This is a genomic window from Entomomonas sp. E2T0, from assembly GCF_025985425.1.
In the GTDB taxonomy this organism is placed as follows: domain Bacteria; phylum Pseudomonadota; class Gammaproteobacteria; order Pseudomonadales; family Pseudomonadaceae; genus Entomomonas.
This window is the reverse complement of record NZ_CP094972.1, coordinates 1,666,183-1,678,874: the sequence shown is the minus strand read 5'-3', so window position 1 is coordinate 1,678,874 and position 12,692 is coordinate 1,666,183. Positions and strand designations below refer to the sequence as shown.

The following is a 12,692-nucleotide window of genomic DNA, read 5'->3' as shown; positions in this document are numbered from 1 at the left end:
TGACTATAAGCCTAATTTATAGCAATGTATTCCATTAATAAATGCTATTATTAAATCTTATAGAAAGTAATTAACATTGCTTTATTGTTAGTTTATTAATAATTACTTATAGAACTTAAAACCATGCAAAGAAACTTTTTTTCTATCAATAAATGCAGTCATGATGAGCAAAAGCTACTTAAAGCATTACGTGCATTAAATTGGCAAGGCAATTGGCCTGCACAAGCTGGTTTTTTATTAGAAGAAATAGGAATTTTTTCTGTCCATGCTTTTCCTTTTGCTCGCTTAGTTCAAGCGATATTAACGACTAATCCCAATTTTAACCTTCTAGGGCCAGACTCGCCTTTTGTATCTAAAGATGAAATAGAACTACTATCAGCACTAGGCCATACTGCAAGAAGTATAAAAAGCAAATCTGTAGCTATTACTCCTCTACTTCCTACTGATGTTCAAACATTATTAGATATTTGTGGTGAAGAATTACGTATAGCAAAAGTAAATATCAAGCCAAGGGCTGTTCTAAAATCTTTTAAAGATTTAGTCGCCAAGTCCACTAAACAAACTAATCATCACTTTCCTCACTTACTGACTCAAGTAGTCAGTATTGAACAACTTACACCAGCCTTTCATCGTATAGTTTTAACAGGGGAAGATTTAAAAGATTTTGCTGTGGAATACCCTGCACAATGGGTAAAAGTCTTTTTACCGAATAGTAAGATGACTGGTCGTGCTTATACTATTCGTTATTTTGATGCAGCTAAACAACAATTAACTTTAGATATAGCGATTAACCATCATGGCTTAATTTCTTCTTGGGCAAAAAAGGCCAAAATAGGTGATGAAATTTATATTGCTGGCCCCAGAGGTGGGTTTCGCGATTTAGAAATAGACTCTTGGTTGTTATTATTAGCTGATGAAACAGGCATTCCATCTATTTCTGTCATTCTTGAGCAACTTCCCGCCCATTTAAAGGTCTATGCTTATATAGAAGCAACCAATAAGCAAGAGCAACAACAGCTTACAACACAAGCTGATGCAACTATTCATTGGGTTTTTAAAGACTCTCAAAAGGAAGGTTTAAAAACTGTTCTAAAATCTAATGATTTGCCAAATACCCAAGGGCATGCTTGGATTGCAGCTGAAGCCTCAGTGATTCGAAATATCCGTGTTCAACTACTAAAAGAACGTGGTTTTCACTTAGGCAATATACAGACCACAGGCTATTGGAAATTGGGTGAAAAAGACCACAAAGACTTAGCCGCTATTTTGTAGTGGCTTTTTCAACAATAAGTTATTAACTTGACCAATATCTATTAACTATCCTTTATCGATATTAGATTAATTTTATGAGCGATTTACCTTTACAACAAATTATTGAACAACTTGAGCGGATTGCAAATAGCTTAAATAATGCTTTTCCTCCTCCACCTGTTTACTCCATTAAAGAAGATGTTATAGCTTATTTATGGGAACATCGCTTTTACAACGGTATTGAACAACCTACCCTGATTCCTGTTGAAGAACCTAACCTGATAGCTTTTGAAGATTTACAAAATATTGACCGTCAAAAAGCTCTAATCGAACAAAATACACGTCAATTTGTAGAAGGTTTACCAGCTAATAATGTATTGCTTACAGGTGCAAGAGGTACAGGTAAAAGCTCACTAATAAAAGCCTGTTTAAACGCTTTCCATACTAAAGGGTTAAGACTTATTGAGGTGGATAAAGAACATTTAATGGATTTACCACAAATCATCTCTATGACCCGTGGTCGTCCAGAACGTTTTATTATTTTCTGTGATGATATTTCTTTTGAAGAAGGTGAAACAGGCTATAAAGGCTTAAAAACTGTATTGGATGGTTCAATTGCTGGCAAATCTGATAACACCCTAATATATGCCACCTCAAATCGCAAACACCTAATGCCTGAACGAATTGACGATAATTTAAGTTATCGAACAGATCATAATGGTGAAATCCATCCAGGTGAAGTAATCGAGGAAAAAATCTCACTTTCTGAACGCTTTGGTTTATGGATTTCTATCTATGGCTTTAATCAAGAACAATACTTAACAGCTGTTAGCCAATGGTTAACTACTTATGGTATTGATATGGCAGGCAATGAAGCAATAGAAAAAGAGGCTATTCGTTGGGCAACCTACCGCGGCTCACGTTCTGGTCGTATTGCAGCACAGTTTGCTAAAGATTATGCAGGTAGATTAAAGTCTACTCAGTAAAATATGACAAGGCTATAAATTATTGTATAGCCTTGCCACTCTTAATGACTAAATAATAATCTTATAACGTTGTACTTTTTTTACTTTTAACAAAAGCAATCACAAAGATCATTAAGCTAAATATTATATAAATGATGCCATTTTTCTTATCAACATCGTAAGGGTTTGGTATTTTTGGTAAAGCTTTGGCATATCTTTCTGGTAAATTAATTGAAGGATTATTGGGATCATATAAAATTTGCTCTGAAATTTTTTTGCCTAACATATTTTTTGTATGTGGCAAATACTTCATTTCTAAACGCTTACCAAACACTAATAATTTTTTAGTATAAGTGTTGCCATCTACCTCAAACATATATCTATAGACATAAATACTAGGTGTAACAAAGATAGCCCCCTTAACAATATGAGAACTCTGTGTCTCTATATATTCAATACTTCCTTTAGTAACACAAGGTTGCTTATTACACCGTAAAGAAAGAAGATGATACGCTTGCTCCTTTATGGGTAAATAAAATTTCTTTGTATCATTATCAGCAATAATATATAAAGCAATACCACAAATCAGTATGAAAAAACTAAAAATAAGAGCCACAGTTTTTCCTTCCACTACATTACCTCCTATAATATAGAGCTGTTAAATAGCTAATATCTTTACTTTAATGTTTACAATTTATACTCATTATAAACAGGATAAGCATACTGCATAATTAAGTAGGGCCTATGTTCTTCTGGGCAAGCATCTATACGTTTTTGCCATTCTTGCTTAGCTTTTTCAATCTTTTCTACTGGAAATAAGCTTTCAATAGCAGGAACGTTTATTGTTTGATCTGCTTTCTCCCACATTGCATAAGCCAAATAATGTACAGGAAATAGATGATAATTACCTAAAATCTGTTGATCTATTAAATCTGCTAACTCCTTAGCATCTTCAAAACCATTGCTGATAGGCTTACCAAAATGAACATGTACATCCCCTTTATAACCCGTAATCCCTAATGCAATACTACGGTCATCTTCACCAACAGCTTTGGTATACTTACCTTCTGTAGCCTTAATATAAAGTTCACGTGCCTTCATTAAATCGCAAGGATCATATTCATAACTAATAGAAATGGGTAAAAGATTTAAGCTAGCAATTACCTCAACAAAATTCTCTTCCTTACGGCTTATATGCAACATTTTCAATAATGCTGAATCTGTTTCATCATTCCCATCTTTAGCTCGCCCTTCCGCCTGAGCTATCCAAATAGATTCATGATCTTGTAAGATTGAATGATTAATATAGGCTGATAACTGCTGATAAGCAGCTAACTTTTCTTTACGTCCAGTTACCGAACGTTGTACCACAAAGCTTTTATTTAAACGCATTAAATCAGCTACATATTGCTTTTGTAGTAAATTATCCCCAATAGCAATACGCGGAGTATCCATACCAACTAAATGCAATGCATAATTAGTTAATGTAGGATCCATTACGATATCACGATGATTCGCCATATATAGATACTTACATTGAGTATCTATATTTTCTCCACCAGAATAGGTAAAGTGTTCAATACTTGAAGAAATAGAATGCTCTACATAGTCAGCTATTTTTAACTGTAAATCGCGTACACTATGAATCTTTGATAGATAATTCTTTAATTTACGAGCAATAAAAGGCCGTAATAACCATCCAAAAGTACTACTTAAATGGGGAAAACGGAACCTTAATACGGTATTAATAAACTCATTATCCTTTGATAGCCTCTCTATTACAGCAGGTACTTCATCATCATGGTAAGGACGAATGGTATTAAACTGTCCCATATTTTTCTCTACGACTCACTATTGGTTTAATTTATTAAAGGAATAAAAAAAATTAACATTTATAATAAATTTGGATCGGTTATTATAAGGCTATTTGATATTCACGCATATAGCCCATATATAATATAGATTATACCTTATATCCTAACCTTGTATTAAGGTATCTGAAATAATTTATCCTAAACGAGTGTATTATGACTTCTGCCCTAACCATCAGACAGTTAACTAAAGTCTATAACAATGGCTTTCAAGCCCTTAAAGGGATTGATTTAGATGTTGCTCAAGGTGACTTCTTTGCCCTTCTTGGCCCAAATGGTGCTGGCAAATCCACCACTATTGGTATTTTATCTTCTTTAGTTAATAAAACCAGCGGTTCTATTAAAGTTTTTGGTCATGACTATGATACTGACCTGTTTAATTTAAAACGCCATCTTGGCGTTGTACCACAAGAGTTTAACTTTAATCAGTTTGAAAAGTGTTTTGACGTTATTATTACTCAAGCTGGTTATTATGGTGTTCCTGCCAAAATAGCTAAAGAGCGCGCTGAGTTCTACTTTACTGAACTAGGGCTATGGGATAAAAAAGATGTTACTGTCCGTATGTTATCGGGCGGCATGAAACGTCGTTTAATGATTGTTCGCGCATTGATTCATGAACCAAAACTACTTATTCTTGATGAACCTACTGCTGGGGTAGATATTGAGTTACGTCGTTCTATGTGGAGCTTCTTAACCAAACTTAATCAGAAACGAGGCATGACTATCATCCTCACCACTCACTACCTTGAAGAAGCTGAACAATTGTGTCGCAATATCGCCATTATTAATCATGGTGAAATTGTAAAAAATACCAGTATGCGTTCACTACTCAGTACCCTAAGTGAAGAAACCGTTATTTTAGACTTAGCCAACCCTTTAGTAGCGCCACCTGCTTTACAAGGTTATGACTGCAAATTGGCTGATAACCAAACACTTGAAGTAGTAGTTAAGCACAATCAAGGTATTAATGATTTATTTAATCAATTAAGTATACAAGGCATTCTAGTGTCTAGTATGAGAAACAAGAGTAATCGATTAGAAGAATTATTTTTAGCATTAGTGGAAAATAACGAGAAAGTAAAAGTATCATGAATATCCAACTCGCAACCAACTTAATAGCCTTACGCACTATTGTAAGTCGTGAAATACACCGTTTTATGCGGATATGGGCACAAACTCTGTTACCGCCAGCCATTACCATGGCTTTATATTTTATTATTTTTGGTAAACTTATTGGTAGTCGTATTGGTGATATGGGCGGATTTGACTATATTCAATATATAGTACCTGGCCTTATTATGATGTCAGTAATTACTAACTCTTACAGTAATGTGGTATCTAGCTTCTTTGGGGCTAAATTCCACCGCTCTATTGAAGAACTACTTATCTCTCCTGTATCACCACACACTATTTTAGTGGGTTATATTACAGGTGGTATTTTAAGGGGCTTGGCTGTTGGTTTTATAGTATCCATCTTGTCCATGTTTTTTACTGAGTTACAAATACATCATTTAGGCATTACTATTCTAGTAGTCGTATTAACTGCTGCTGTATTCTCTTTAGCTGGTTTTATTAATGCTGTTTATGCGCGTAACTTTGATGATATTTCTATTATCCCTACCTTTGTACTAACACCCTTAACCTATTTAGGTGGTGTTTTTTACTCTATTAATTTATTGCCTGAATTTTGGCAATCAGTATCCTTAATTAATCCTATTTTACATATGGTTAACGCATTCCGTTATGGTATCTTAGGGGTATCGGATATTAATATTTTTATTGCAATTGGCTTTTTATTAGTTGCTACTTTTGTGCTCTATGGCTTAAGCCTTTATCTACTTAAAACAGGCAAAGGACTACGTCAGTAAAAAGGAACGATATGAAGGATACTATTACACACCTAGCCCAACATTTAGGCAAACAGCTTAAAAAACAGCAAGCCCAAGTGACCACTGCTGAATCTTGTACAGGTGGTGGTATTGCTGAAGCTATCACTCGTATTTCTGGCAGTTCTAGTTGGTTTGAAGCAGGTTATATCACTTACTCCAACAAGCAGAAAACACTGATGTTAAATGTACCCAATCAACTGTTTGACACAGTAGGTGCTGTCAGTGAAGAGGTAGTTATGGCAATGGTTGGGGGTGCTATTGCTAAAAGTAATGCGCAATATGGTGTAGCCGTTAGTGGTGTAGCAGGTCCAACAGGTGGTACTGAACATCACCCAGTTGGTATGGTATGGTTTGCTTGGTATACCAATAACCAATGCTATACCCATTGCGCACAATTTACAGGAAACCGAGCGAGTATTCGTGAACAAACCATACAGTTAGCGCTACATGGCTTGATACGATTAACTCAACAAAAAACACCTGTTGAAAGTTAAAAAGTGCTTTAGTTATACCCTAGCACTATGAAATAATAGTCGCCAAATTTTGGTGTTAAATAGACACTAATAATTAGCTTTCTTATATGAATGAGGATTGATAATGGAAGAGAATAAAAAGCGCGCACTAGCCGCTGCTTTAACACAGATTGAACGGCAATTCGGTAAAGGTGCTGTAATGCGTATGGGTGACCAAGAGCGCCAAGCTATTCCTGCCATTTCTACTGGTTCATTGGGGCTAGATATTGCCCTTGGTATTGGTGGTTTACCTAAAGGTCGTATTGTTGAGATTTATGGCCCCGAGTCTTCTGGTAAAACTACCTTAACCTTATCAGTTATTGCAGAAGCACAAAAGCAAGGTTGTGTATGTGCCTTCGTAGACGCTGAACATGCATTAGACCCAGAATATGCAGGTAAATTAGGGGTTAATGTTGATGATCTCTATGTTGCTCAACCAGATACAGGTGAGCAAGCACTTGAAATTACTGACATGCTTGTACGTTCAAATGCTGTAGACGTTATTATTGTTGACTCTGTAGCCGCCCTTGTACCTAAAGCTGAAATTGAAGGCGAAATGGGTGACTCTCATATGGGTTTACAAGCGCGTTTAATGTCACAAGCATTACGTAAAATCACAGGTAATATCAAAACCGCTAACTGTTTAGTTATCTTTATTAACCAAATTCGTATGAAAATTGGTGTAATGTTTGGTAACCCTGAAACAACTACAGGTGGTAATGCTCTTAAATTCTATGCTTCTGTACGTTTAGATATTCGTCGTACAGGTTCAGTAAAAGAAGGTGATGAAGTTACAGGTAGTGAAACACGCGTTAAAGTGGTTAAAAACAAAGTAGCGCCTCCTTTCCGTCAAGCTGAATTCCAAATCCTTTATGGTAAAGGTATTTATCGTACAGGTGAAATTATTGACCTTGGCGTACAGCTTGGCTTAGTTGAAAAAGCAGGTGCATGGTATAGCTATGATGGTAAGAAAATTGGTCAAGGTAAAGCCAATGCTTCTAAATTCTTAGAAGAAAATCCAGAGATTACCAAAACACTAGAAACAACTATCCGTGAAAAATTATTAAGCCAACCAGTACCTATTACTGAAAGTAATGATACGGCTGCTGAAGATTAAGCAATGGCTGTTCTAGATACTTCCATAGCTATCCGCAAGGTAGCTATGGATATCTTGGCAATGCGTGAGCATGGTCGTATTGAACTAAAGCGTAAACTGTTACGCAAAGGTGCCCTACCTGAATTGATTGATGCAGTACTCGATCAACTTACCGAAGATAAACTTCTTTCTGAACACCGCTACTTAGAATCCTATATTAGAAGCCGCGCTAATAATGGTTATGGCCCATTGCGTATTCAACAAGAACTAATGGAACGTGGACTTAACAAAGCAGATATTAATCAAGCCTTACAAGAGGCAGATTATGACTGGCAAGAACAACTTGAAGCACTGTGGCAACGTAAATTTGGTGCGCCTCCCAAAGATGCTAAAGAAAAAGCTAAACAAGGTCGTTTTTTACTTTATCGTGGCTTCTACATGGATGCTATTTCTAAACTATTAAATAGAAAATAGCCCTCGCCTTATTAACTACTTTGATACCCAATAATACAATATCTCACAAGTTGCAACTAAATCGTTATATAAGACAGCCCTAAAAAAATGCTAAAATTACTCCTCTTTTATATTTGTTAATAACTCTGCTCTGTATATTTTTTATGTCTGATACTACCACCTCTTCTGCAAACTCTAAATTCTGGCAAGCATGGTTACCCGTTATTGCGCTATCTTTTGCTGCCTTTATTTTTAATACTACCGAGTTTGTACCCGTAGGCTTATTACCGAGTATTGCTGAAAGTTTTAATATGGATGTATCACACACAGGGTTACTGATTACAGGGTATGCTTGGGTAGTCACCCTAATGTCGCTACCCCTTACCATCCTTACTGCCAGAATAGAAAGACGCTTATTACTAGTTATTTTGTTTGTTTTATTTATTGGTAGCCATATTATGGCTTGGCTTGCTTGGAGCTTTGCTTCATTAATGGTTGCTCGAATTGGTATCGCCTGTGCTCATGCTGTATTTTGGGCTATTACAGTACCACTAGCTGCCCGTATTGCACCTTTTCATAAACGAGCTAAGGCTTTAAGTTTTATCGTAACAGGTTCATCATTAGCTACTGTATTAGGCGTACCTATTGGAACTATTATTGGTCAACATACAGGCTGGCGTATTACCTTTTTATGCATTGCCATTATCGCTTTTATTGTTATGCTAATATTGATTTGGTTACTTCCTAAATTACCTAGTAATAATGCTGGTTCTTTAAAAAGTCTACCCTCTCTATTAAAACGCCCTGCCCTTATCAATGTTTATATCTTAACAGCCATTATAGTAACAGGACATTTTACCGCTTATACCTATATCACCCCCTTTATGACAGAAGTAGGTGGCTTTAGCAAAAACTTTGTAGTGATTTTATTATTATGTATTGGTGGTGCAGGCATTATTGGCAGTATTATTTTTACAAAAAAATCACCACAATATCCAATTGGGCTAGTTTTGAGCTCAATAGCTATTCTATTAACTAGCTTACTAGTCCTGACTATCAGCACCTATAGCCATTATACCACTGCTATACTTTGTATCATTTGGGGCAGTGTAATGACTATTATTGCCCTTGCTCTACAAACTAAAGTATTGGATATAGCACCTGATGCTTCTGATGTGGCTATCTCCATGTTCTCAGGTATCTTCAATATTGGTATTGGTGGCGGAGCATTAGTAGGAAGTATTGTATTAGCAAAAACCAATACATCTTATGTAGGTTATGCAGGCGCTGTATTTGTATTGATTGCCTTCGCTATATTCTGCCTTATTTCTCGTCGCTATTGGACACAACAATATAATCTACAACCCTATCAAGAAAAACTAGCAGCTGATAAGTAAAACAGCATTTAATGACTCTGTGAATTATTTCATCTAACAAGGTAACGCTTTGTACTAAACCTTAATTGAAAATTAATGACCTTTGCAGTTAAACCGCAAAGTACTTAGAATGGATATATTAAAACACCAGTAAAACAAGGAGTCATTTATGTTAAATGCCTATAGAATAAAAAGAATTGTTATTACTTTACTGGCAACTACTGGTCTGTTAATAGCTGGACTTATTACTTCCTGCTCATTAATGACCCAGTCTTATATAAAGGCTCAACACACTTCAACGACAATTCCTGCTGTTTCTACCGAACACCTTATCCAGCATGTTAAACAATTATCTATTACCAATCATCCAAGAAGCTATACCCATTTAGATAATTTAAATGCAGCTGCCGATTATATTAAACAGCAATTATCTCTTTACTCAGACAAAATATCAGAGCAACCTTTTCAAGTACAAGATAATACCTATCGCAATATTATTGCTCGTTTTGGCCCTGAACAAGGGGAACGCATTGTTATAGGGGCTCATTATGATAGTTGTGGTATGACTCGTGGCGCAGATGATAATGCCAGTGGTGTAGCAGGGTTATTAGAATTAGCCAGATTATTAAAAGAGAATCCACCTACAACTCCTGTTGAATTAGTTGCTTATAGTTTAGAAGAGCCCCCTTTTTTTAGAACAGATAATATGGGTAGCTCTTTCCACGCTCGTTGGCTTGCAGAAACTAAACAATCTGTAAAATTAATGATTTCCCTCGAAATGATAGGTTATTTTAGTGATAAGCCTAACTCACAAAACTTCCCTTTTGGGTTTATGAAAAAGTTATACAGCGATCAAGGTAACTTTATTGCTGTGATTAGCAATATGGATAATAGAAAAGTAACAGGCAAAGTAAAAAGCTTAATGATGGGAGCTACAGATTTACCTGTCTACTCGCTTAATGCTCCAAGCTCTGTACCAGGTATTGATCTTTCAGACCACCAACATTATTGGAAAAATAACTTCCCTGCTGTGATGGTTACAGACACTGCTTTTTATCGTAATCATCATTATCATGAGGTAGGCGGTGATAGCTGGGATGATTTAGATTACAACCGTATGGCCAAAGTAGTACAGGGTGTTTATATTGTTGTACAACACTACTGAAATAATTCAGGTAAAAAAATGGAGAAGCCTAAGCTTCTCCACCATAGAGACCCTATGGAAAATAATAATTACATATTAGGATAAACTGGGCCACCGCCACCTTCAGGTGGAGTCCAAGTAATATTTTGTGCAGGGTCTTTAATATCACAAGTCTTACAATGAACACAGTTAGCTGCATTAATTTGGAAACGCTTAGTACCATCATCATTTTCAACTACTTCATATACACCAGCAGGGCAATAACGTTGCGCAGGTTCAGCATATTCAGGTAAGTTTTTATTGATAGGAACATTAGCATCTGCCAATTTTAGATGGCAAGGTTGATTTTCTTCATGGGTAGTATTTGATAAGAACACCGAAGACAAACGATCAAATGTAATTATCCCATCAGGTTTTGGATAATCAATCTTTGCTGACTCACTTGCTTTCTTAAGGGTATTATAATCTTGGCGAGTATCATGCAAAGTAAAAGGTAATTTACCTGCAAAGATATTTTGATCAATATAACTAAACGCACCACCCCAGAATGTACCAAACTTGTGCATAGCAGGGCCAAAGTTACGTGAGCGATATAGCTCATCATATACCCAACTATTTTTAAATAATTCTGGATAAGAAATTAATTCATCACCTGCTCGACCAGCCACTAAAGCTTCAAAAGTAGCATCAGCTGCTAACATGCCAGACTTCATTGCTGTGTGGCTGCCTTTAATTTTAGAGAAGTTTAATGTTCCTAAATCACAACCAATTAAAGCACCACCTGGGAAAATCATTTTAGGTAGAGAGTTTAAACCACCTTTTACAACGGCACGTGCACCATAACAAATACGTTTACCACCTTCTAAATATTGGCGAATAACTGGGTGCAATTTATGCCTCTGGAATTCTTCAAAAGGTGATAAGTAAGGGTTTTCATAAGATAAATCTATAATCAAACCAACCACTACTTGGTTATTTTCAATATGGTATAAGAATGAACCACCTGGACTTGCCTTCGTTAATGGCCAACCTGTGGTATGTACTACTAAACCTTCTTCATGTTTAGCTGGGTCGATTTCCCATAACTCTTTAATACCAATACCATAATGTTGTGGATCAGAATCAGCATCTAAGTTGTAATGCTTAATAAGTTCTTTACCTAGATGACCACGGCAGCCCTCTGCAAATAAAGTATATTTACCACGTAATTCCATGCCTGGTGTGTATAAGCCTTCTTTAGGGTTGCCATCTTTATCAACCCCCATATCACCCGTTAAAATACCGCATACTTTATTTTGATCATCTATTAATAATTCTTGTGCAGCAAAGCCAGGATATACTTCTACACCTAATGCTTCTGCTTGCTCAGCCAACCAACGACATAGATTACCTAAAGAAATAATATAATTGCCATGATTACGCATTGTTTTAGGAATGAACGCATCTGGAATTTTTTTAGAATCTTTCTCACTGGTAAAGAAATAAATATCATCGCGTTTAACATGAGTCTTTAAAGGTGCACCCTTCTCTTTCCAATCAGGAAATAATTCTTGCAATGCGTGAGGTTCAAATACCGCACCTGATAAGATGTGGGCGCCTACCTCTACCCCTTTCTCAACCACACAAACGCTAATTTCTTGGTTTGCTTCTATTGCTTTTTGTTTTAAACGGCATGCAGCAGAAAGCCCTGCAGGACCCGCCCCAACAATTACAACATCAAACTCCATGAATTCACGTTCCACAATATTCTCCTCACAGCTTTTCTTATTTACCGTTTAGTAATTAGGCCACTTATCAATAAACAATGTTATTTTGACTAAAACTTACTAAACCCTTTACTAATATTTACTTATTTTATCAATAAATTCTACTAATATAACTGACATTATTAAATTATTTAAGTCCATAAGTTTCACGATGCGAAATCAAATACCGATTTTCAACATATTATAGCACTATAATTTAACCTTGCTTATCAAAAAATATAGATTTTTTACTACAATAATTACAAATTCAAGATATATATCAATTAATGCTAAAGTCATTAGCCATATTGAATTAAATGTGACACTCTATCAAATATTCTTACTTTTATACTCTTTATTTTTACAGACTTTAGTAATAATAAATAATAG

At 35.7% G+C, this 12,692-nt stretch carries 12 protein-coding genes; 9 read left to right on the top strand and 3 right to left on the bottom strand.

Annotation, left to right across the window (positions count from 1 at the left end):
* Positions 1-123: 123 nt before the first annotated feature.
* Entirely contained in the window at positions 124-1,272 is a 1,149-nt protein-coding gene (locus MTZ49_RS08005) for a siderophore-interacting protein (protein ID WP_264745033.1), read from the top strand.
* Positions 1,273-1,346: 74 nt separating this feature from the next.
* Entirely contained in the window at positions 1,347-2,237 is an 891-nt protein-coding gene (locus MTZ49_RS08000) for an ATP-binding protein (protein WP_264745032.1), read from the top strand.
* 61 nt (positions 2,238-2,298) lie between these two features.
* On the opposite strand, the gene MTZ49_RS07995 is transcribed toward MTZ49_RS08000, so the two are convergent.
* Both MTZ49_RS07995 and MTZ49_RS07990 read right to left on the bottom strand, forming a co-directional pair.
* Positions 2,299-2,847 (bottom strand): hypothetical protein, encoded by a 549-nt coding sequence (locus MTZ49_RS07995; protein WP_264745031.1) that lies wholly within the window; start codon positions 2,845-2,847, stop codon positions 2,299-2,301.
* Positions 2,848-2,903: 56 nt separating this feature from the next.
* Positions 2,904-4,049 (bottom strand): 1-acyl-sn-glycerol-3-phosphate acyltransferase, encoded by a 1,146-nt coding sequence (locus MTZ49_RS07990; protein ID WP_264745030.1) that lies wholly within the window; start codon positions 4,047-4,049, stop codon positions 2,904-2,906.
* 194 nt (positions 4,050-4,243) lie between these two features.
* Between MTZ49_RS07990 and MTZ49_RS07985 the strand changes: the two genes are divergently transcribed.
* The 7 genes from MTZ49_RS07985 (at position 4,244) to MTZ49_RS07955 (ending at position 10,578) form a co-directional block, all read left to right on the top strand.
* The gene (locus tag MTZ49_RS07985; protein WP_264745029.1) at positions 4,244-5,179 is read left to right on the top strand and encodes an ABC transporter ATP-binding protein; all 936 of its coding nucleotides are present in this window, start codon (positions 4,244-4,246) and stop codon (positions 5,177-5,179) included.
* Positions 5,176-5,955, top strand: a complete 780-nt coding sequence (locus tag MTZ49_RS07980; RefSeq protein WP_264745028.1) for an ABC transporter permease — start codon at positions 5,176-5,178, stop codon at positions 5,953-5,955. Before MTZ49_RS07985 ends, MTZ49_RS07980 begins: the two co-directional genes overlap by 4 nt.
* Before the next feature lie 11 nt (positions 5,956-5,966).
* On the top strand, positions 5,967-6,470 hold the full coding sequence (locus MTZ49_RS07975) for a CinA family protein (protein WP_264745027.1): 504 nt from the start codon (positions 5,967-5,969) through the stop codon (positions 6,468-6,470).
* A 103-nt stretch (positions 6,471-6,573) separates the two neighbouring features.
* The gene (gene recA, locus MTZ49_RS07970) at positions 6,574-7,605 is read left to right on the top strand and encodes a recombinase RecA (RefSeq protein WP_264745026.1); all 1,032 of its coding nucleotides are present in this window, start codon (positions 6,574-6,576) and stop codon (positions 7,603-7,605) included.
* Between the two features lie 3 nt (positions 7,606-7,608).
* A complete protein-coding gene (recX, locus tag MTZ49_RS07965; protein ID WP_264745025.1) occupies positions 7,609-8,058 on the top strand; it encodes a recombination regulator RecX in 450 nt (149 codons plus the stop codon).
* 143 nt (positions 8,059-8,201) lie between these two features.
* Positions 8,202-9,434, top strand: coding sequence for a sugar transporter (locus tag MTZ49_RS07960; RefSeq protein WP_264745024.1), 1,233 nt, complete (start codon positions 8,202-8,204; stop codon positions 9,432-9,434).
* A gap of 148 nt (positions 9,435-9,582) precedes the next feature.
* Positions 9,583-10,578, top strand: a complete 996-nt coding sequence (locus tag MTZ49_RS07955) for a M28 family peptidase (RefSeq protein ID WP_264745023.1) — start codon at positions 9,583-9,585, stop codon at positions 10,576-10,578.
* A 68-nt stretch (positions 10,579-10,646) separates the two neighbouring features.
* Here MTZ49_RS07955 and MTZ49_RS07950 read toward each other — a convergent pair whose 3' ends face one another.
* Complete coding sequence (locus MTZ49_RS07950) at positions 10,647-12,299, bottom strand: electron transfer flavoprotein-ubiquinone oxidoreductase (protein ID WP_264745022.1); 1,653 nt, start codon at positions 12,297-12,299, stop codon at positions 10,647-10,649.
* Positions 12,300-12,692: the final 393 nt, after the last annotated feature.

Coding starts and splice junctions, on each gene's coding strand:
- MTZ49_RS08005 (WP_264745033.1), top strand. CDS start 124: ATGCAAAGAAACTTTTTTTCTATCAATAAATGCAGTCATGATGAGCAA.
- MTZ49_RS08000 (WP_264745032.1), top strand. CDS start 1,347: ATGAGCGATTTACCTTTACAACAAATTATTGAACAACTTGAGCGGATT.
- MTZ49_RS07990 (WP_264745030.1), bottom strand. CDS start 4,049: ATGGGACAGTTTAATACCATTCGTCCTTACCATGATGATGAAGTACCT.
- MTZ49_RS07985 (WP_264745029.1), top strand. CDS start 4,244: ATGACTTCTGCCCTAACCATCAGACAGTTAACTAAAGTCTATAACAAT.
- MTZ49_RS07980 (WP_264745028.1), top strand. CDS start 5,176: ATGAATATCCAACTCGCAACCAACTTAATAGCCTTACGCACTATTGTA.
- MTZ49_RS07975 (WP_264745027.1), top strand. CDS start 5,967: ATGAAGGATACTATTACACACCTAGCCCAACATTTAGGCAAACAGCTT.
- recA (WP_264745026.1), top strand. CDS start 6,574: ATGGAAGAGAATAAAAAGCGCGCACTAGCCGCTGCTTTAACACAGATT.
- recX (WP_264745025.1), top strand. CDS start 7,609: ATGGCTGTTCTAGATACTTCCATAGCTATCCGCAAGGTAGCTATGGAT.
- MTZ49_RS07960 (WP_264745024.1), top strand. CDS start 8,202: ATGTCTGATACTACCACCTCTTCTGCAAACTCTAAATTCTGGCAAGCA.
- MTZ49_RS07955 (WP_264745023.1), top strand. CDS start 9,583: ATGTTAAATGCCTATAGAATAAAAAGAATTGTTATTACTTTACTGGCA.